Source organism: Pseudomonas sp. FG86 (assembly GCF_057808775.1).
Map to the genome: position 1 here is coordinate 18,764 of NZ_JBMDIS010000030.1, position 19,852 is coordinate 38,615.

Consider the following 19,852-nt stretch of genomic DNA (forward strand, 5'->3'; position numbering starts at 1 on the left):
GAATGTCGACGATAGCAGACAACATCGGCCTGGTTAGCGAGCGGATCCGCGCCGCAGCCAACGCCGTGCAACGTGACGCAAACAGCATCCACCTGCTGGCCGTGAGCAAGACCAAACCCGCGCAAGCCGTGCGCGAAGCCTATGCCGCCGGCATGCGCGACTTCGGTGAGAACTACCTGCAGGAAGCATTGGGCAAACAGGCCGAATTAACCGACCTGCCCTTGAGTTGGCACTTCATCGGCCCCATTCAATCGAACAAGACTCGTGCGATCGCCGAGAATTTCGCTTGGGTGCATTCCGTGGACCGCCTGAAAATCGCACAACGCCTCTCCGAACAACGCCCGGCTGACCTGCCGCCACTGAATATCTGCATCCAGGTCAACGTCAGTGGCGAGGCCAGCAAATCCGGCTGTACTCCCGCCGACCTGCCGGCCCTGGCCAACGCCATCAGCGCCCTGCCGCGCTTGAAGCTGCGCGGCCTGATGGCGATCCCCGAGCCGACGGAAGATCGAACCGCTCAAGATGCAGCGTTCGCCACCGTGCGTGACCTGCAAGCCAGCCTGAACCTGCCGCTGGACACACTTTCCATGGGCATGAGCCATGACCTTGAGTCGGCCATCGCCCAAGGTGCCACCTGGGTGCGGATCGGCACCGCCCTGTTTGGCGCCCGCGATTATGGCCAGCCGTGAAATGGCTGATCTCCCACTGAATAAGGACCTGTCATGAGCAACACGCGTATTGCCTTTATCGGCGCCGGTAACATGGCGGCCAGCCTGATTGGCGGCCTGCGGGCCAAGGGCCTGCAAGCCCAACAGATTCGCGCCAGCGACCCGGGCGCCGAGACCCGCGCCCGCGTCAGCGCCGAGCACGGTATCGACACGTTCGCCGACAACGCCGAGGCCATCCAGGGCGTCGACGTGGTCGTGCTGGCGGTCAAGCCGCAGGCCATGAAGGCCGTGTGCGAAAGCCTGCGCCCAAGCCTGCAACCCCATCAACTGGTGGTGTCCATCGCCGCCGGCATCACTTGCGCCAGCATGAACAACTGGCTCGGCGCCCAGCCGATCGTACGCTGCATGCCCAACACCCCGGCGCTGCTGCGCAAGGGTGTGAGCGGTTTGTACGCCACGTCCGAAGTGACCGCCCAACAGCGCGACCAGGCCCAGGAACTGCTGTCCGCCGTGGGCATCGCCTTGTGGCTGGAACAGGAACAGCAACTGGATGCGGTCACCGCCGTGTCCGGCAGCGGTCCGGCGTACTTTTTCCTGCTGATCGAAGCCATGACCGCCGCCGGCGTGAAATTGGGCCTGCCCCAGGAAGTCGCCGAGCAACTCGCCGAGCAAACCGCCCTGGGCGCCGCGCAGATGGCCGTGACCAGCGAAGTGGATGCCGCCGAGCTGCGCCGTCGCGTGACCTCCCCAGGCGGCACCACGCAAGCCGCTATCGAATCGTTCCAGGCCGGGGGGTTTGAAGCCCTGGTGGAAAAAGCTCTCGGCGCCGCTGCGCACCGTTCGGCTGAAATGGCCGAACAACTGGGCCAATAGTCGTCCCTTACAAAGGAATAAATGATGCTTGGACTCAATGACGCTGTGATCTTCATCATCCAGACCCTGGGCAGCCTGTACCTGCTGGTCGTGCTGATGCGTTTTATCCTGCAACTGGTGCGGGCGAACTTCTACAACCCGCTGTGCCAATTCGTGGTGAAGGCCACGCAACCACTGCTCAAGCCCCTGCGCCGGGTGGTCCCGAGCATGTTCGGCCTGGACATGTCCTCGTTGGTGCTGGCGCTGCTGCTGCAGATCCTGCTGTTTGCGGTCATCCTGATGCTCAAGGGCTACTTGCCCAAAACCTTGCTGTTGCTGCCGTGGGCACTGATTGGCGTGTTCTCGCTGTTCTTGAAGATCCTGTTCTGGTCGATGATCATCAGCGTGATTCTGTCGTGGGTGGCACCGGGCAGCCGCAGCCCGGGGGCTGAGCTGGTGGCGCAGATCACTGAGCCGGTGCTGGCGCCGTTCCGTCGTTTGATTCCCAACCTGGGTGGCCTGGATATCTCGCCGATTTTCGCGTTCATTGCGATCCAGCTCCTGCAAAGCTGGGCGATTCCATACTTGGCGGACTTCGTCGCCATGCCGCCGCTGTTGTTTGGCCTGATCTGATCCTCCCTCGGATGATCGTTCTCACGCCCTGCGCGAGAACGATCTCCCACTCCCCTCCGGCCTTTGCTTGCCGCTGGGTGCAGCGGTCTTTAGACTTACGCCTCATTTAAACGAGAGCAGGGTCGATGCCAACTGCCTTCCCCCCCGATTCTGTTGGACTGGTCGTGCCCCAAGTGGCGCACTTCAGCGAACCGCTGGCCCTGGCCTGCGGCCGTTCGCTGCCTGCCTATGACCTGATCTATGAAACCTACGGCCAACTGAACGCCACGGCGAGCAACGCCGTGCTGATTTGTCACGCCTTGTCCGGCCATCATCACGCCGCCGGTTTCCACAGTGCCGACGAGCGCAAGCCGGGCTGGTGGGACAGCTGCATCGGCCCCGGCAAGCCCATCGATACCAACAAGTTCTTCGTGGTCAGCCTGAATAACCTCGGCGGCTGCAACGGCTCCACCGGCCCCAGCAGCCTCAACCCGGAAACCGGCAAGCCGTTCGGCGCGGACTTCCCGGTGCTGACCGTGGAAGACTGGGTCCACAGCCAGGCCCGCCTGGCCGACCTGCTGGGCATCCAGCAATGGGCCGCCGTGATCGGCGGCAGCCTGGGCGGCATGCAGGCGCTGCAATGGACCATCACCTACCCGGATCGCGTGCGCCATTGCCTGGCGATCGCCTCGGCGCCCAAGTTGTCGGCGCAGAACATCGCCTTCAACGAAGTGGCCCGCCAGGCGATCCTGACCGACCCCGATTTTCACGGCGGTTCGTTCCAGGAAGCGGGCGTGATCCCCAAGCGTGGGCTGATGCTGGCGCGGATGGTCGGGCATATCACTTATCTGTCCGATGATTCCATGGGCGAAAAATTCGGCCGTGGCCTCAAGAGCGAGAAGCTCAACTACGACTTCCACAGCGTCGAATTCCAGGTGGAGAGCTACCTGCGTTATCAGGGCGAGGAGTTCTCCGGGCGTTTCGATGCCAACACCTACCTGCTGATGACCAAGGCCCTGGACTATTTCGACCCGGCGGCGAACTTCAACGATGACCTGGCGAAAACCTTCGAAGGTGCCAAGGCCAAATTCTGCGTGATGTCGTTCACCACCGACTGGCGCTTCTCGCCTGCCCGCTCGCGGGAACTGGTGGATGCCTTGATGGCAGCGAAGAAAGACGTCTGCTACCTGGAAATCGATGCTCCGCAAGGCCACGACGCCTTCCTGATCCCGATCCCTCGTTATCTGCAGGCGTTCAGGAACTACATGAACCGCATTACTCTGTGAGAACGCCATGAGAGCCGACCTGGAAATCATCCAAGACTGGATACCCGCCGGCAGCCGTGTGCTCGACCTTGGCTGCGGCGATGGCGAACTGCTGAGCTGGCTGCGCGACAACAAGCAGGTCACCGGCTACGGCCTGGAAAACGACCCGGACAACATCGCCCAGTGCGTGGCCAAGGGCATCAACGTGATCGAGCAGGACCTGGACAAGGGCCTGGGCAACTTTGCCAGCAACAGCTTCGACGTCGTCGTGATGACACAGGCCCTGCAAGCGGTGCATTACCCGGACCGCATCCTCGACGAGATGCTGCGCGTCGGCCGCCAGTGCATCATCACCTTCCCCAACTTCGGGCACTGGCGCTGCCGCTGGTACCTGGCCACCAAGGGCCGCATGCCGGTATCGGATTTCCTGCCTTACACTTGGTACAACACGCCGAACATCCACTTCTGCACGTTCGAAGACTTCGAAGCGCTGTGCGGCGAACGCAAAGCCAAGGTGATCAACCGCCTTGCCGTCGATCAACAGCATCGCCACGGCTGGGCGAGTAAGCTATGGCCTAATTTGTTGGGTGAGATTGGGATTTACCGGGTCAGCAGTCCTGGTCTGACGGACCATAAGATTGCCGTCTAACTATTTTTAAGGAGGACGATCATGAGTCGCCTGGCTGTTTTTCTACTCACCGCGTGCCTGGGCGTCAGCGCCATGGCCGCCGACCCTATCGACAGTAAACGCCAGAAAGAATTTGGCGATATCACCGTACACTACAACACCTTCACCTCCAGCTTCCTGCAGCCCGACACGGCCCAGGCGGTTGGCGTGGTACGCAGCAAAAACAAGGGGCTGATCAACGTGACCGTGATCAAGGGCGTGACGCCCGTGGCCGCGCAAGTCACCGGCACGGTCAAAGACCTGAGCGGCAGGAGCGAAATCCTGACGTTCAAGCAGATTACCGAGAAAGGTGCGATCTATTACCTCGCGCCCTACAACGTGCCGCAACAAGAAATGCGGGTTTTCACCATCAACGTTGAAACCGGCGGCAAGGCCCATGGTTTCCAATTCAACCAGGAACTGTTTCCGGCGGACTGATGAACCTGACTCAACTCGTGCTGGCCAGCCATAACGCCGGCAAACTCAAAGAACTCCAGGCCATGCTCGGCGAATCCGTGCAACTGCGCTCGATCGGTGAGTTCAGCCAGGTGGAACCGGAAGAAACTGGCCTGTCGTTCGTCGAGAACGCCATCCTCAAGGCGCGCAATGCTGCACGCATCTCGGGCCTGCCGGCGTTGGCCGATGATTCGGGCCTGGCGGTGGACTTCCTCGGCGGCGCCCCCGGCATCTACTCGGCACGTTATGCCGACGGCAAGGGTGACGCGGCCAACAACGCCAAGCTGCTGGACGCCCTCAAGGAAGTACCGGACGCCGAGCGCGGTGCGCAGTTCGTCTGCGTGCTGGCCCTGGTGCGACATGCCGACGACCCGCTGCCGATCCTTTGCGAAGGCCTGTGGCACGGGCGCATCCTGCATGCGGCCAGCGGCGAGCATGGGTTTGGTTACGACCCGCTGTTCTGGGTGCCGGAGCGCAATGTCTCCAGCGCCGAACTGAGCCCGGCCGACAAAAACCAGATCAGCCACCGCGCCCGTGCCATGGCTTTGCTGCGCCAGCGCCTGGGCTTGAAATGACCCAGAACACCTCAGCGCAGCCGCTGATCCACGGCGGCGCGCAAACACCAAGGGCGGCGTTGCCGGTGCTGCCGCCCCTGGCGCTGTATATCCACATCCCGTGGTGCGTGCGCAAATGCCCTTATTGCGACTTCAACTCCCACACCGCCAGCCCCGTGTTGCCGGAAGAAGAGTACGTCGACGCGCTGCTGGCCGACCTCGATCAGGACCTGCACGCGGTGTACGGCCGTGAACTGAGTTCGATCTTCTTCGGCGGTGGCACCCCGAGCCTGTTCAGCGCCGCCGCGCTGGGTCGCCTGCTCAAGGGTGTGCAAGCACGCATCCCGTTTGCCGACGACATCGAGATCACCCTGGAAGCCAACCCCGGAACGTTCGAGCAAGAGAAGTTCGTGGCTTACCGCAAGCTGGGGATCAATCGCCTGTCCATCGGCATCCAGAGCTTCCAGCAGGAAAAACTCGCAGCCCTGGGCCGCATCCACAACGGCGATGAAGCCATGCGCGCCGCCGACATGGCGCGCCAGGCCGGGTTCGACAACTTCAACCTGGACCTGATGCACGGTTTGCCCGATCAGTCCCTGGATGACGCCTTGGGCGACCTGCGCCAGGCCATCGCGCTCAAGCCGACCCATTTGTCGTGGTACCAGCTGACCCTGGAGCCCAACACCGTCTTCTGGAACCAGCCGCCGACGCTACCGGAAGACGATACCTTGTGGGATATCCAGGAAGCCGGCCAGGCGCTGCTGGCCGAGCACGGTTACGCGCAATATGAAGTCTCAGCCTATGCGCAACCGGGGCGTGCGGCGCGACATAACCTCAACTACTGGAGCTTTGGTGACTTTATCGGCATCGGCGCCGGCGCCCACGGCAAGCTCAGCCACCCGAATGGACGCATCGTGCGTACCTGGAAGACCCGCGCGCCGAAGGACTACCTCAACCCGGCCAAAAGCTTTCAGGCTGGCGCGAAGGAACTGACCAACGAAGAATTGCCGTTCGAGTTCCTGATGAACGCCCTGCGCCTCACCGAAGGCGTCGAGGCCAAGCTCTATGCCGAGCGCACCGGCCTCGACCTGGCCAGCCTCGATGAGGCCCGGCGCGAGGCAGAACAAAGTGGCTTAATGCAGGTCGAACCGTCACGCCTGGTGGCCACCGACCGCGGGCAACTCTTTCTCAATGACCTGTTGCAGAAGTTTTTGAGCTGATCGCTCTTAAGGAAATCGAATGGATTTGGTACTCGACCTGCTCGCCACCGTATCCCGCTGGAGCCGCAGCAACCTGTCGGAAATATCCCTGGCCCTCGTCGGCTGCCTGTTGGTGCTGTTCGGCGCGGACATCAAGGGCTGGGTTGAAGCCCGCCTGGGCAGCATCGCCGGCGCGTTGCGCGTACCGTTGATGGCCCTGCTGTGCATGATCGGCAGCGGCGCGGCGCTGATCTACGCCACGCCGTGGATTGTGCGAGGGTTGAGCCAGTTCAATAACTACAGCCTGGCGCCGGTGCTGGTGGTGGTGCTGGTGTTGATTGGCGTCGTCGCCGACCGCCGCTGACCCCATACCCAACACAGATACAAATGTGGGAGGGGGCTTGCCCCCGATAGCAGAATATCAGTCAACCACTCTATGACTGACCCACCGCTATCGGGGGCAAGCCCCCTCCCACATTTTGACCGCATTCCAAGTGACCGGCTGATCAGTCCACTTTCTCGAACTTCAAATCCCAAACCCCATGCCCCAGCCGCTCGCCGCGGCGTTCGAACTTGGTGATCGGGCGTTCGGCCGGGCGCGGTACGCATTTGCCGTCTTCGGCCAGGTTGCGGTAGCCGGGGGCGACGTTCATCACTTCCAGCATGTATTCCGCGTAGGGTTCCCAGTCGGTGGCCATGTGCAGGATGCCGCCGACTTTCAATTTGCTACGCACCAACTCGGCGAAGGAGGCCTGGACAATACGGCGCTTGTGGTGACGGCTTTTGTGCCACGGATCAGGGAAAAACAGCATCAGGCGGTCAAGGCTGTTGTCGGCGATGCAGCGGTTGAGCACCTCGATCGCGTCGCAGTCATACACCCGCAGGTTGGTCAGGCCCTGGGTGAGCACGCCGTTGAGCAGCGCGCCGACACCGGGCCGGTGCACTTCCACACCAATGAAATCCTGTTCGGGCGAAGCCGCGGCCATTTCCAACAGGGAGTGGCCCATGCCGAAACCGATTTCCAGGGAACGTGGGGCCGAGCGACCGAATACCTGGTCGTAATCCACCGGCGCGTCGGCCAGGGGCAGGACGAACAGCGGCGTGCCCTGTTCCAGCCCCTTTTGCTGGCCTTCGGTCATGCGACCGGCGCGCATCACAAAACTCTTGATACGGCGGTGCTTGGACTCGTCGCCTGCGTCCACGGTGTTCGGCGTTTCGTTTGATTCAGTCATCAATGGCTCTTACTTGATCAGACCATCCAGCGGCGAGGAGGCGCTGGCGTAGAGTTTTTTCGGCATGCGCCCGGCAAGGTAGGCCAGGCGGCCCGCGACGATCGCGTGTTTCATGGCTTCTGCCATCATGATCGGTTGCTGGGCATTGGCGATGGCAGAGTTCATCAGCACCGCTTCGCAGCCCAGTTCCATGGCGATGGTGGCGTCGGAGGCAGTGCCTACACCCGCGTCCACCAGCACCGGAATCTTGGCTTCTTCGAGGATGATCTGCAGGTTATACGGGTTGCAGATCCCCAGGCCCGTGCCTATCAGGCCAGCCAGTGGCATCACGGCGATGCAGCCGATTTCGGCCAGTTGGCGGGCGATGATCGGGTCGTCGCTGGTGTAGACCATCACGTCGAAACCTTCCTTGACCAGGGTTTCGGCGGCCTTGAGGGTTTCGATCACGTTGGGGAACAGGGTTTTCTGGTCGGCAAGTACTTCCAGCTTCACCAGATTGTGACCGTCGAGCAGCTCACGAGCCAGGCGGCAGGTGCGCACGGCTTCGATGGCGTCGTAGCAACCGGCGGTATTCGGCAGGATGGTGTAGCGGTCTGGCGGCAGGATATCCAGCAGGTTCGGTTCGCCCGGGTTCTGGCCGATGTTGGTGCGTCGCACGGCCACGGTCACGATCTCGGCGCCCGAGGCTTCGATGGCCAGGCGGGTTTCTTCCATGTCGCGGTACTTGCCGGTGCCGACCAGCAGACGGGACTGGTAGGTGCGGCCGGCCAGGACGAAGGGCTTGTCGCTACGAACGATGCTCATGGGAAATCCTCGAAATGGGGTGAGGTTCTGCAGAATCCGGGGTGGCGCGCCTGGACGCCGGACGACTAGCCGCCGCCGATGGCGTGCACCACTTCGACCTGGTCACCTTCGGTGAGCGCGGTCTCGGCGTGCTGGCTACGCGGGACGATATCCTGGTTGAGCTCCACTGCGACGCGACGCCCGGTCAGGTCCAGGCGGGTCAGCAGGGCCGCAACGGATTCCCCGTCGGGCAGTTCAAAAGATTCGCCGTTCAACTGAATGCGCATGCCACGGGCCGCCATCGTTTTTAGGGGCCAGCATTCTAGCCCGATTGAGGTTGCTGGCCCAAGTCCTCCGGTCAGCGAAAGCTTTAATCAGCCTGCAGGCGCCATGCCGCCAGGCCGAGGAAGAACCAGCCCAGCAGGAACGCGAGCCCGCCAAATGGCGTGATGATGCCCAGCTTGCTGATGCCAGTCAGGGTCAGCACATACAGGCTGCCGGAGAACAGCAGAATACCGACGGTAAACGAGAGACCCGCCCAGTTGACCAGCCGGCCAGGCATGTGCGCGGCCAGCAGCGCGACGCCGAACAGCGCCAGGGCGTGCACCAACTGGTAGGTGACGCCGGTGTGGAAGATTGCCAGGTACTCGGCGCTCAGGCGGTTTTTCAAGCCATGGGCGGCGAACGCACCGAGGGCGACGCCGGTGAAGCCGAAAAAGGCAGCCAACATCAGAAAGCCACGCAGCATGAGGAACTCCAGTCAGACTCATTGGGCAGGGTCTGTATAATGGCCCGCTCAACGGGTTCGGCCAAGCCATCTCTATGCTGCGTGTCCTCTTCAATCGTTTTCTCAAAGTCGTGAAATGGTTTGCCATCGGCAGCGTTTTGCTGGTGCTGCTATTCCGTTTCGTGCCGCCACCGTTCACGGCGTTGATGGTGGAACGCAAGGTTGAATCCTGGTTCGACGGCGAACCCATTGACCTGCAGCGCACCTGGGTGCCCTGGGACCAGATCTCCGATGACCTCAAGGTCGCGGTGATGGCCGGTGAAGACCAGCGCTTCCCGCAGCATTGGGGCTTTGATTTCGGCGCGATCCAGGCGGCGCTCCTGCACAACGAGCGCGGCGGTTCGATTCGCGGCGCCAGTACGCTGAGCCAGCAGGTGTCGAAAAATCTGTTCCTGTGGGCAGGCCGCAGTTATTTGCGCAAGGGCCTGGAGGCCTGGTTTACCGGGCTGATCGAGGTGCTGTGGCCCAAGGAGCGGATTCTTGAGGTGTACCTCAACAGCGTGGAGTGGGATGAGGGCGTGTTTGGCGCGGAAGCGGCGGCGCAGCATCACTTCGGCGTAAGTGCCAAGGGGCTGTCCCGGCAACAAGCCAGCTATCTGGCGGCGGTACTGCCTAACCCACGGGTGTGGAGCGCAAGCCATCCGACCGCCTATGTGGCGCGACGGGCCGCATGGATTCGCCAGCAGATGAGCCAGTTGGGTGGGGATGGTTATTTGGTGGAGTTGAACAATTCGCGCAAGGCGCCTTGGTCCGACTGATACAACACAAAACAAATGTGGGAGGGGCGGTGCGACGATTCGACTTGCCCCCGATAGCGGTGGATCAGTCACTTTGATGTCGACTGACACTCTGCTATCGGGGGCAAGCCCCCTCCCACATTTTTAAGCCGCGTTTTTAAGCCGCGATCGACAGCTTCAGCTTATTCATCGCGCTTTTCTCAAGCTGACGAATCCGCTCGGCCGACACGTTGTACTTCTGCGCCAGGTCGTGCAGCGTGGCTTTTTCTTCCGCCAGCCAGCGCTGGTAGAGGATGTCACGGCTGCGGTCGTCCAGCACTTCCAGCGCTTCGTGCAGGTTGTGGTTGGAGTTGTCACTCCAATCAGCGTCTTCCAGTTGACGCGCCGGGTCGTACCGGTGGTCTTCCAGGTAGTTGGCTGGCGATTGGAAGGCGCTGTCGTCGTCCGCTTCGGCGGCCGGGTCGAAGGCCATGTCATGGCCGGTCAGGCGGCTTTCCATCTCACGTACTTCACGGGGCTCCACGCCAAGGCTTTCGGCCACGCGGTGGACTTCCTCGTTGTTCAGCCACGCCAGGCGTTTCTTCTGGCTGCGCAGGTTGAAGAACAACTTGCGCTGGGCCTTGGTGGTCGCGACTTTCACGATGCGCCAGTTGCGCAGGATGAATTCGTGAATTTCCGCCTTGATCCAGTGCACGGCAAACGACACCAGGCGCACACCCATCTCCGGGTTGAAGCGCTTTACAGCCTTCATCAGGCCGACGTTGCCTTCTTGGATCAGGTCAGCCTGGGCCAGGCCGTAGCCACTGTAGCTACGGGCGATATGTACGACAAAACGCAGGTGGGCGAGCACCATCTGCCGAGCCGCCCCCAAATCCTGCTCATAGTAGAGACTCTCGGCCAGTTCACGCTCCTGCTCCGGTGTCAGCAATGGAATGCTGTTCACCGTGTGCACATAAGCCTCCAGGTTCGCACCTGGGACCAAAGCATAAGCAGGTTGCAAAGAAGTGGTCATACGAAAAAACCTCCGACTCACATAACTCGTGCAGTTCAGCACTGCGAAAATTGACCGGGAACCGTAGGACAAGTTCCCTAAACTACTGATACGGCCAATACAAACGAAACCACATTACCCTGACATTAACTACTTCGGTGCCAGCTCACGTAAATGCCGTGCGACCGCAATCCACGCACCGATATACCCCAACAATACCGCGCCAAGCAAGAGCGACAGACCGTCGGCAACCGGCACGCCCGCCAGGGCGAAATCACTGCCGTACAAGCCGGCAAGCCCGACCACCGCGTCATTCAGCCAGTCAAGGCCAAACGCCAGGACACCCCAGGACAAGATCCCCGCACCAAAGCCATAAAGCGCGCCCATGTACAGAAAGGGACGACGCACATAGCTGTCCGTGCCGCCGACCAGTTTAATCACTTCTATCTCGGTGCGACGGTTTTCAATATGAAGACGAATGGTATTACCTATCACCAAAAGTAATGCAGACACCAACAACACCGTCAGGCCGAACACAAAGCGGTCGCCCAGCTTGAGAATCGCGGCCAGGCGCTCTACCCAGACTAGATCAAGTTGCGCCTGTTGCACCTTGGGCATCTCTGCGAGTTTTTGTCGCAGCGCTTCAAGGGCAGGCTTGTCGACTTCATTCGGCGTCACCAGCACCACGCCCGGCAGCGGGTTCTGCGGCAGTTCCTTGAGCGCCTCACCTAATCCGGACTGCTGCTGGAACTCTTCAAGGGCCTGATCGCGACTGATGTACTCGGCATCCGCGACGCCCGGCAGGTTCTTGATGTCATCACGCAGAGCCTCGCCCTCCTTGGCGCTGGCATCCAGGTTCAGGTACAGCGAAATCTGCGCCGCACGCTGCCAGGAACCGCCCAGGCGCTCCACATTATTGAGCAACAGCGACAAGCCCATCGGCAGGCTCAAGGCCACGGCCATCACCAAACAGGTGAAAAAGCTGCCGATGGGTTGCTTGCCCAGGCGACGCAGGCTGTCCAGCAGGCTGGCGCGATGGCTTTCGATCCAGGCGCGCAACAGGGTGCTGAAGTCCGGGCCGTCGTCTTCGTCGTGTTTTTTCTTTTTCGGCTGCGGGTCGGCTGCCTTTGGCGCCACACGCTCGGAAACCTTGGGGCTGCGGGTCGCACTCATACGCCAGCCTCCCCGTCGCCGATCAGGCGCCCGCGTTGCAGCGTGAGCATGCGATGGCGCATGCGCGCGATCAACGCCAGGTCGTGACTGGCGATCAATACGCTGGTGCCCAGGCGATTAATGTCTTCAAACACCCCCATGATCTCGGCGGCCAGGCGCGGGTCGAGGTTACCGGTGGGTTCGTCCGCCAACAGCAGGGCCGGGCGATGGACGATGGCGCGGGCGATGCCGACGCGCTGTTGCTGGCCTGTGGACAGGTCACCCGGGTAGAGGTCGGTCTTGTCGGACAGCGCCACGCGCTCCAGGGCCGAATCCACGCGCTTGACGATCTCGGCCTTGGACAACCCGAGGATCTGCAATGGCAAGGCAATGTTATTGAACACCGTGCGATCGAACAGTAACTGGTGGTTCTGGAATACCACGCCGATCTGGCGGCGCAGGAACGGAATCTGCGCATTGCTGATGGTGGCCAGGTCCTGCCCGGCCAGCAGCAGCTTGCCGGTAGTCGGGCGCTCCATGGCCAGCAGCAGGCGCAACAATGTACTTTTACCGGCGCCCGAATGGCCGGTCACAAACAAGAATTCGCCGCGACGCACTCGAAAGCTCAGCTCATGCAAGCCGACATGCCCGTTGGCATAGCGTTTACCGACCTGTTCGAATCGAATCATGAACGCTCCCGCTCGGCAAACAGTGCCTGGACAAAGGGTTCGGCTTCAAAGGTGCGTAGGTCGTCGATGCCTTCACCAACGCCGATGTAACGAATCGGTAACCCGAACTGCTTGGCCAGGGCGAAGATCACCCCCCCCTTGGCCGTGCCGTCGAGCTTAGTCAATGCCAGGCCGGTCAGTTGTACCGTCTGGTTGAATTGTTTGGCCTGACTGATGGCGTTCTGCCCAGTGCCGGCGTCCAACACCAGCAACACCTCATGCGGCGCGTCGGCATCGAGCTTGCCGATCACACGGCGGACTTTCTTCAGCTCTTCCATCAAATTGTCTTTGGTGTGCAAGCGACCGGCGGTGTCGGCGATCAGCACGTCAATATTGCGCGCCTTGGCGGCTTGCACGGCATCGAAGATCACCGAGGCCGAATCGGCACCGGTGTGCTGGGCGATCACCGGGATCTTGTTGCGCTCACCCCAGACCTGCAATTGCTCCACAGCAGCGGCGCGAAAGGTGTCGCCAGCGGCGAGCATGACTTTCTTGCCTTCCAGTTGCAGCTTCTTGGCCAGCTTACCGATGGTGGTGGTCTTGCCGGCGCCGTTGACGCCCACGACCAGGATCACGAAAGGTTTCTTCGGGGTAATCACCAGCGGCGCTTCCACCGGCTTGAGCATCGCGGCCAGCTCGGCTTGCAGGGACTTGTACAGTGCGTCCGCGTCGGTCAACTGCTTGCGCGCGACCTTCTGGGTCAGGCTCTGGATGATCACGGCGGTGGCTTCAACGCCCACGTCCGCCGTCAGCAGGCGAGTCTCGATGTCTTCGAGCAGTTCGTCATCGATGGTCTTCCTGCCCAGGAACAGGCTGGCCATGCCTTCGCCGATGCTGGCGCTGGTCTTGCTCAGGCCTTGCTTGAGGCGGGCGAAGAAACCGGTCTTGCTGGTTTCGACGGCAGCGGCGGGCTCAGGCTCGACGGGAACCGGCTCAACCACGGGCGCGACAACCGCAACGGGCGCCGGCTCGCTCACAGCCACAGGCGCAGGGGCTTCGAACACAACAGGAGCCGGCTCGATAACCACCGGAATCGGCGGCGTCACATGCTCGGCCCGCACATCGTCAACCAACGCCACGGGCTCCTCGGCCACCGGCAGCTCCGGCCACAGCTTATGCTCGGGCTCAGGTTCCGGCACCACTTCGGCCACTGGCTGCAACACCGGTTCAGCCATCGGCAGCACCACCGGCGCCGGCGCTTGGGCAACCGGTTCGGCTTCTACTATAGGAGCGGGGATCGGCTCAGCTTGAACCTGTGGCTGTTCGACGACGGTTTCCTGCGGCTTTTTGCGCAGCCATCCGAACAGGCCTTTTTTCTCGCCAGCCGCAGCTGGGGTCTTCTTGTCGTCGTTGGAACCAAACATGGAGACGGCTATCTCAAGGTAGCGACGCGCCAAGGGGCACATCGGTAAATAAAATTCGATGCGTAACAGACTGTTTTTTAGCCAGCTCGTTCATGCGCAACATTTTGTAAGGCCTAAATAGGGCCTCAACAAGACAGCCATAGTGGCCGTCCCTAGGTCGGATCAGTATCCTAGCACCTCCTCGCCCGCCGACGCTAAGACCAAGCGGGCAGCCCAACAGGTTTAAAAACGAATGAATGCTCTAGCCCGCCGCGCTGCAGGCCTGCTGCTCAGCACAGTTTGTCTGCCCCTCTCAGCCTTGGCTGCCGACCCACAACCCACCCATGAATTCACCTTGGATAACGGCCTCAAGGTCGTGGTGCGCGAAGACCATCGCGCGCCGGTGGTGGTTTCGCAGGTCTGGTACAAGGTCGGTTCGAGCTACGAAACCCCAGGCCAGACCGGTTTGTCCCACGCTCTGGAACATATGATGTTCAAAGGCAGCGCCAAGGTCGGCCCCGGCGAAGCCTCGCTGATCCTGCGCGACCTGGGCGCCGAAGAAAATGCCTTCACCAGCGATGACTACACCGCTTATTACCAGGTACTGGCCCGCGACCGCCTGGGCGTCGCTTTCGAGCTGGAAGCCGACCGCATGGCCAGCCTGCGCCTGCCGGCCGACGAGTTCAGCCGCGAAATCGAGGTAATCAAGGAAGAGCGCCGCCTGCGCACTGACGATAACCCGATGTCCAAGGCCTTCGAGCGCTTCAAGGCCATGGCCTACCCCGCCAGTGGCTACCACACGCCGACCATCGGCTGGATGGCCGACCTCGACCGCATGAAGGTCGAGGAACTGCGCCACTGGTACCAGTCTTGGTATGTGCCGAACAACGCCACGCTGGTAGTGGTGGGCGATGTAACCCCGGATGAGGTAAAAAACCTGGCCCAGCGCTACTTCGGCCCTATCCCCAAGCGTGACGTACCGCCCGCCAAGATCCCGATGGAACTGGCCGAGCCCGGCGAGCGCCTGTTGACGATGCACGTGCAGACCCAATTGCCGAGTGTGATCCTGGGCTTCAACGTACCCGGCCTGGCCACCGCCGAAGACAAGCGCTCGGTCCAAGCCCTGCGCCTGATCTCGGCCCTGCTGGACGGTGGCTACAGTGCACGGATCTCCGAGCAACTGGAGCGTGGTGAAGAGCTGGTATCCGCCGCATCCACCAACTACGACGCCTACACCCGGGGTGACAGCCTGTTCACCCTCTCGGCCACCCCGAACCAGCAAAAGAAAAAGACCGTTGCCCAAGCCGAAGCCGGCCTGTGGCGCCTGCTGGAAGAGTTGAAGGCCAAGCCACCGACCGCCGAAGAACTGGAGCGCATCCGTGCCCAGGTCATCGCCGGCCTGGTATACCAACGTGATTCCATCACCAGCCAGGCAACGGCCATCGGCTCCCTGGAAACCGTCGGCCTGTCCTGGAAACTCATGGACACCGAGCTGGCCGACCTGCAAAGCGTGACCCCGGAAGACATCCAGAAGGCCGCACGCACCTATTTCATCCGCGAACGTCTCAGCGTCGCCCATGTTCTGCCTCAGGAGACCGCTCATGAGTGATCGCAAAAGCAGCCGCCTGATCCTGCCCGGCCTGATCGCCGTCACCTTGATCGCAGCAAGCGCCGTGTATTTCCTGCGCCCCAGCGAGTCCGTCGCCAGCCAGGCCCTGGACAAGGCCCAATCGGCCAACAAGCTGCAATCTCTGGCAGAGCTGAACGGCAAGGCGCCGACCAATCGCAAGCTCGATGTGCAAACCTGGACCACCGCCGAAGGCGCCAAGGTGCTGTTCGTCGAGGCCCATGAACTGCCGATGTTCGACATGCGTATCCTGTTCGCCGCTGGCAGCAGCCAGGACGGCAACGTCCCGGGCCTCGCGCTGATGACCAACGCCATGCTCAACGAAGGCGTGCCGGGCAAGGATGTCAGCCAGATCGCCAGCGGTTTTGAAAGCCTGGGCGCCGACTTTGGCAATGGCGCTTACCGCGACATGGCGCTGGTCTCCCTGCGCAGCCTGAGCGACAGCACCAAGCGCGACGCCGCCCTGACGCTGTTTGACCAGGTGATTGGCAAGCCGACCTTCCCCGCCGACTCCCTGGCACGGATCAAGAACCAGATCCTCGCCGGCTTTGAATACCAGAAGCAGAACCCCGGCAAACTGGCCAGCCTTGAACTGTTCAAGCGCCTGTACGGCGATCACCCTTACGCTCACCCAAGCGAAGGCACGCCAGAAAGCGTTCCGAAGATTACCCTCGCGCAGTTGCAGGCGTTCCACGCCAAGGCTTATGCGGCGGGTAATGCCGTGATTGCCGTGGTCGGTGATTTGACCCGCGCCGAAGCCGAAGCGATGACGGCCAAAGTGTCGGCCTCGCTGCCCAAGGGCCCGGCCCTGGCGAAGATCGCCCAGCCGACCGAGCCCAAGGCTGGCCTGAGCCATATCGAGTTTCCGTCCAAGCAGACCCACCTGTTGTTCGCCCAACTGGGTATCGACCGCGCCGACCCGGACTACGCGGCCCTCTCCCTGGGCAACCAGATCCTCGGCGGCGGTGGTTTCGGCACCCGGTTGATGAGTGAAGTGCGCGAGAAGCGCGGCCTGACCTACGGCGTGTACTCCGGTTTCTCGCCGATGCAGGCACGCGGCCCGTTCATGATCAACCTGCAGACCCGCGCGGAAATGAGCGGTGGCACCCTGCGCCTGGTCGAGGATGTGCTCGCCGACTACCTCAAGACCGGCCCGACGCAAAAGGAGCTGGATGACGCCAAGCGCGAGCTGGCCGGCAGCTTCCCGCTATCCACCGCGAGCAACGCCGATATCGTCGGGCAACTGGGCGCCATGGGTTTCTACAACCTGCCGCTGAGCTACCTGGAAGATTTCATGAAACAATCCCAGGCCCTGACCGTAGAGCAGGTCAAGGCTGCCTTGAACAAACACTTGAGCGCCGACAAGATGGTCATCGTGACCGCCGGCCCGACCACTGCGCAAAAGCCACTACCGCCCCCCACTGATAAACCTGCCGAGCAGCCGCTCGGGGTTCCGGAGCATTAATGGCCAGTTCATCTCGCCCGAAAAAACCTGTCCACAACGTGCATAACGGTGTGGGCCAACTGCGCATCATTGGCGGCGAATGGGGCAGCCGCAAGCTGAGCTTCCCCGACGTCGTGGGCCTGCGCCCAACGCCGGATCGCGTGCGCGAAACCCTGTTCAACTGGCTGGCCCCGTACATCGCCGGGGCGAAGGTGCTGGACCCGTTTGCCGGCAGCGGCGCCCTGTTCCTGGAGGCGCTGTCCCGTGGCGCGGCCCAGGCACAGGCGCTGGATGCCAGCAATGTGGCGGTGTCCAGCCTCAAGGAGCACCTGGGCACCCTGCGCTGCACCAACGGCCAGGTGCAGACCGCTGACGCGCTGCGCTACCTGGAAACCCAGGCGGCGAGCGAATACGACGTGGTGTTCCTCGACCCGCCATTCAACCAGAACCTGTTGCCGACGGTGTGCGCATTGCTTGAAGAGCGCCAATGGCTGGCACCGGACTCATGGATCTACACTGAAAGCGAGACGGCACCGTCTACCTTGGGTTTGCCGGGCGCCTGGCGCCTGCACCGGGAGCAAAAATCCGGGCGGGTGTATTACGCGCTGTGGCATCGGTTGGTCGAAAGCGCCGTCTGACCTTTCAGACTGGCGTCAATTGTGGCGAGCGGGCTTGCCCCGCGTTGGGCTGCGAAGCAGCCCTAAAACCTGCGACGGCACTCTGACTGAATAAATGCGGTGTTCTTGATGGGGCTGCTTCGCAGCCCAACGCGGGGCAAGCCCGTTCGCCACAGACAGTGAGTTAGCTCAAAACCGAGAGTTTCATGACACCGTCCTCCGACCTGTTCACCCCCGCCTTCGGCCTCGGCAACCCTCACCTGCAAACCCTGTGGGGGCCGCTGTGGCGCCCTACCACCCACCTCGAACGCCAACGTGAACGGCTATGGCTGGAAGATGGCGACTTTCTCGACCTCGACTGGCACGGCCCGCACGACGCGCAAGCACCATTGGTACTGGTGCTGCACGGGCTCACCGGCTCATCCAACTCGCCTTACGTGGCCGGCCTGCAAAAAGCCCTCGCCGTACAAGGCTGGGCCAGCGCAGCCCTGAACTGGCGCGGCTGCTCGGGCGAGCCGAACCTGTTGGCGCGCAGCTATCACTCCGGGGCCAGTGAAGACCTGGCAGCCACGATTACCCACCTGCGCACCAAACGACCATTGGCACCGCTGTATGCAGTGGGTTATTCGCTGGGCGGTAATGTGCTGCTCAAGCATTTGGGCGAAACCGGCGACGCTTCGGGGCTGCAAGGCGCAGCAGCGGTGTCGGTGCCGTTTCGCCTGGACCAGTGCGCAGATCGCATCGGGCTGGGCTTTTCGCGGATCTATCAAAAGCACTTCATGCGCGAAATGCTCGCGTATATCCGCGCCAAACAAAGCCGCTTTTTACAGGATGGTCGTGCGGACGGGCTGAAAACCCTGGAAGCCCTCGGTTCACTGGAGAAGATGCGCACGTTCTGGGACTTCGATGGCCGGGTGACCGCGCCGCTGCATGGTTTCTTGAGTGCCGAGGACTATTACCGGCGCGCGTCGAGCCGCTACTACCTGGGCGCTATCCGCACACCGACGTTGATTATCCAAGCTGCCGACGACCCGTTCGTATTCGCCCACAGCTTGCCCGAAGCCAGCGAGCTGTCGGCATGCACCGAGTTTGAGCTGACGACTAAAGGTGGGCACGTGGGCTTCGTCGATGGCTCACTGAAACGCCCCAGCTACTACCTGGAGCGGCGCATCCCACAATGGCTGCTGGCCCAACACGGTTGAAGTAAAACCGTAGACATCGTTTACATCTGAAACCGGGGACATCGTTTACACATTTGAGGCAGGGAACTCAGTCACCCGTAGCGATTGCCCGCGCGGGATCGGTAATCCACTCGCTCCACGACCCCGCATACAACTTGCCCAACGGGTAACCCGCCAGGCTCAGGGCGAACAGGTTGTGGCACGCCGTCACGCCCGAGCCGCAGTACGCCACCAGATCTTCGGGCGAGCGGCCCTGCAACTGCGCGGCGAAGCGTTGCTTGAGTTGGTCGGCCGGCAGGAAACGCCCATCACTGCCCAGGTTTTCGCTAAACGCTGCACATTGAGCACCGGGGATATGCCCAGCAATCGGGTCAATAGGCTCAACTTCACCGCGAAAACGTGCTTGGGCACGGGCATCGATCAAGGTCAGGCGGGGCTGGCCCAGGCGTTTTTGCAGCTGTTCGGCGTCCAGCAGCAGGTGATTGTCCGGCGCCCCCACAAAGGTGCCAGGCGCAATTACCGGCGCATCCAGGCTCAACGGGAAACCCGCGGAGTGCCAGGCCTTGAGGCCACCGTCCAGGATAAACACGCCGTCACGCTTGCCCAGCCAGGCCAACAGCCACCAGGCGCGAGCGGCATAGGCGCCGGGGCCGTCGTCATAAAGCACCACTTCGGTGTCGGCATTGATGCCCCAGGCCTGGAGCTGTTCGACGAATCTTTTCGCCTCTGGCAAGGGATGACGCCCGGTCACCCCCTTGGTCACCGGCCCGCTCAAATGGCGCTCCAGGTCGGCATATTGCGCGCCTTCGATATGCCCTTCGGCGTAGCTGCAACGCCCGTAATCCGGGTCTTCCAGGGCAAAACGGCAATCCAGGATCACCAACCCCGCCGACTTTTGGCGCTCGGCTAATTGCTGGGGGCTGATCAATTGGGCAAGTGGCATGACGGACTCCTACA

The 19,852-nt window shown here is 61.9% G+C and carries 23 protein-coding genes; 14 read left to right on the top strand and 9 right to left on the bottom strand.

Translation table 11 applies throughout. The annotated features are described in order from the left end of the window. Window positions 1-2 precede the first annotated feature (2 nt). From ACODSV_RS19435 to ACODSV_RS19475, 9 genes are all read left to right on the top strand, one after another. Window positions 3-689 (top strand): YggS family pyridoxal phosphate-dependent enzyme, encoded by a 687-nt coding sequence (locus ACODSV_RS19435; RefSeq protein WP_024077906.1) that lies wholly within the window; start codon window positions 3-5, stop codon window positions 687-689. A 33-nt stretch (window positions 690-722) separates the two neighbouring features. Next, complete coding sequence (gene proC, locus ACODSV_RS19440; RefSeq protein ID WP_024077907.1) at window positions 723-1,541, top strand: pyrroline-5-carboxylate reductase; 819 nt, start codon at window positions 723-725, stop codon at window positions 1,539-1,541. A gap of 24 nt (window positions 1,542-1,565) precedes the next feature. Next, a complete protein-coding gene (locus ACODSV_RS19445; protein WP_024077908.1) occupies window positions 1,566-2,153 on the top strand; it encodes a YggT family protein in 588 nt (195 codons plus the stop codon). A gap of 125 nt (window positions 2,154-2,278) precedes the next feature. Next, window positions 2,279-3,418 carry a homoserine O-succinyltransferase MetX gene (gene metX / locus ACODSV_RS19450; protein WP_024077909.1) on the top strand — a complete coding sequence of 380 codons (1,140 nt, stop codon included), beginning with the start codon at window positions 2,279-2,281 and terminating at the stop codon, window positions 3,416-3,418. A 7-nt stretch (window positions 3,419-3,425) separates the two neighbouring features. Then, the gene (metW, locus tag ACODSV_RS19455) at window positions 3,426-4,046 is read left to right on the top strand and encodes a methionine biosynthesis protein MetW (protein WP_024077910.1); all 621 of its coding nucleotides are present in this window, start codon (window positions 3,426-3,428) and stop codon (window positions 4,044-4,046) included. 21 nt (window positions 4,047-4,067) lie between these two features. Continuing rightward, the gene (locus tag ACODSV_RS19460) at window positions 4,068-4,502 is read left to right on the top strand and encodes a DUF4426 domain-containing protein (RefSeq protein WP_024077911.1); all 435 of its coding nucleotides are present in this window, start codon (window positions 4,068-4,070) and stop codon (window positions 4,500-4,502) included. Next, window positions 4,499-5,095: an RdgB/HAM1 family non-canonical purine NTP pyrophosphatase gene (gene rdgB / locus ACODSV_RS19465; RefSeq protein ID WP_162163625.1), complete on the top strand. Its 597-nt coding sequence runs from the start codon at window positions 4,499-4,501 to the stop codon at window positions 5,093-5,095. Before ACODSV_RS19460 ends, rdgB begins: the two co-directional genes overlap by 4 nt. Further along, window positions 5,092-6,294 (top strand): radical SAM family heme chaperone HemW, encoded by a 1,203-nt coding sequence (gene hemW, locus ACODSV_RS19470; protein ID WP_150054743.1) that lies wholly within the window; start codon window positions 5,092-5,094, stop codon window positions 6,292-6,294. Before rdgB ends, hemW begins: the two co-directional genes overlap by 4 nt. 19 nt (window positions 6,295-6,313) lie before the next feature. After that, entirely contained in the window at window positions 6,314-6,637 is a 324-nt protein-coding gene (locus ACODSV_RS19475) for a DUF3392 domain-containing protein (RefSeq protein WP_003176691.1), read from the top strand. A gap of 142 nt (window positions 6,638-6,779) precedes the next feature. Here the strand turns inward: ACODSV_RS19475 and trmB are convergent, their stop codons facing one another. From trmB to ACODSV_RS19495, 4 genes are all read right to left on the bottom strand, one after another. Then, window positions 6,780-7,505, bottom strand: coding sequence for a tRNA (guanosine(46)-N7)-methyltransferase TrmB (trmB, locus tag ACODSV_RS19480; RefSeq protein WP_024077914.1), 726 nt, complete (start codon window positions 7,503-7,505; stop codon window positions 6,780-6,782). A gap of 9 nt (window positions 7,506-7,514) precedes the next feature. Beyond that, window positions 7,515-8,309, bottom strand: a complete 795-nt coding sequence (locus ACODSV_RS19485) for a thiazole synthase (RefSeq protein ID WP_017845016.1) — start codon at window positions 8,307-8,309, stop codon at window positions 7,515-7,517. A gap of 65 nt (window positions 8,310-8,374) precedes the next feature. Further along, on the bottom strand, window positions 8,375-8,575 hold the full coding sequence (thiS, locus tag ACODSV_RS19490; protein WP_069077196.1) for a sulfur carrier protein ThiS: 201 nt from the start codon (window positions 8,573-8,575) through the stop codon (window positions 8,375-8,377). An 83-nt stretch (window positions 8,576-8,658) separates the two neighbouring features. After that, complete coding sequence (locus ACODSV_RS19495; RefSeq protein WP_024077916.1) at window positions 8,659-9,036, bottom strand: DUF423 domain-containing protein; 378 nt, start codon at window positions 9,034-9,036, stop codon at window positions 8,659-8,661. A 74-nt stretch (window positions 9,037-9,110) separates the two neighbouring features. On the opposite strand from ACODSV_RS19495, the gene mtgA reads away from it, so the two are divergent. After that, entirely contained in the window at window positions 9,111-9,833 is a 723-nt protein-coding gene (gene mtgA, locus ACODSV_RS19500) for a monofunctional biosynthetic peptidoglycan transglycosylase (protein ID WP_024077917.1), read from the top strand. A gap of 136 nt (window positions 9,834-9,969) precedes the next feature. On the opposite strand, the gene rpoH is transcribed toward mtgA, so the two are convergent. The 4 genes from rpoH to ftsY form a co-directional block, all read right to left on the bottom strand. Next, on the bottom strand, window positions 9,970-10,824 hold the full coding sequence (gene rpoH / locus ACODSV_RS19505) for an RNA polymerase sigma factor RpoH (RefSeq protein WP_003176698.1): 855 nt from the start codon (window positions 10,822-10,824) through the stop codon (window positions 9,970-9,972). Between the two features lie 129 nt (window positions 10,825-10,953). Beyond that, window positions 10,954-11,976 carry a permease-like cell division protein FtsX gene (ftsX, locus tag ACODSV_RS19510; RefSeq protein WP_024077918.1) on the bottom strand — a complete coding sequence of 341 codons (1,023 nt, stop codon included), beginning with the start codon at window positions 11,974-11,976 and terminating at the stop codon, window positions 10,954-10,956. Continuing rightward, on the bottom strand, window positions 11,973-12,644 hold the full coding sequence (gene ftsE / locus ACODSV_RS19515) for a cell division ATP-binding protein FtsE (protein ID WP_003213784.1): 672 nt from the start codon (window positions 12,642-12,644) through the stop codon (window positions 11,973-11,975). The genes ftsX and ftsE overlap by 4 nt, the downstream gene beginning before the upstream one ends. After that, on the bottom strand, window positions 12,641-14,047 hold the full coding sequence (gene ftsY, locus ACODSV_RS19520) for a signal recognition particle-docking protein FtsY (RefSeq protein ID WP_150095370.1): 1,407 nt from the start codon (window positions 14,045-14,047) through the stop codon (window positions 12,641-12,643). The genes ftsE and ftsY overlap by 4 nt, the downstream gene beginning before the upstream one ends. Before the next feature lie 232 nt (window positions 14,048-14,279). On the opposite strand from ftsY, the gene ACODSV_RS19525 reads away from it, so the two are divergent. The 4 genes from ACODSV_RS19525 to ACODSV_RS19540 all read left to right on the top strand — a co-directional run bounded on the left by ACODSV_RS19525 (window position 14,280) and on the right by ACODSV_RS19540 (window position 18,916). Then, the gene (locus tag ACODSV_RS19525) at window positions 14,280-15,635 is read left to right on the top strand and encodes a M16 family metallopeptidase (RefSeq protein WP_150055222.1); all 1,356 of its coding nucleotides are present in this window, start codon (window positions 14,280-14,282) and stop codon (window positions 15,633-15,635) included. Continuing rightward, window positions 15,628-17,118, top strand: a complete 1,491-nt coding sequence (locus tag ACODSV_RS19530; RefSeq protein WP_024077921.1) for a M16 family metallopeptidase — start codon at window positions 15,628-15,630, stop codon at window positions 17,116-17,118. The genes ACODSV_RS19525 and ACODSV_RS19530 overlap by 8 nt, the downstream gene beginning before the upstream one ends. Continuing rightward, window positions 17,118-17,735: a 16S rRNA (guanine(966)-N(2))-methyltransferase RsmD gene (gene rsmD / locus ACODSV_RS19535; RefSeq protein ID WP_024077922.1), complete on the top strand. Its 618-nt coding sequence runs from the start codon at window positions 17,118-17,120 to the stop codon at window positions 17,733-17,735. The genes ACODSV_RS19530 and rsmD overlap by 1 nt, the downstream gene beginning before the upstream one ends. Window positions 17,736-17,920: 185 nt before the next feature. Next, entirely contained in the window at window positions 17,921-18,916 is a 996-nt protein-coding gene (locus ACODSV_RS19540) for a hydrolase (protein WP_024077923.1), read from the top strand. 67 nt (window positions 18,917-18,983) lie between these two features. On the opposite strand, the gene ACODSV_RS19545 is transcribed toward ACODSV_RS19540, so the two are convergent. Further along, window positions 18,984-19,838: a sulfurtransferase gene (locus ACODSV_RS19545; protein WP_150054607.1), complete on the bottom strand. Its 855-nt coding sequence runs from the start codon at window positions 19,836-19,838 to the stop codon at window positions 18,984-18,986. Window positions 19,839-19,852: the final 14 nt, after the last annotated feature.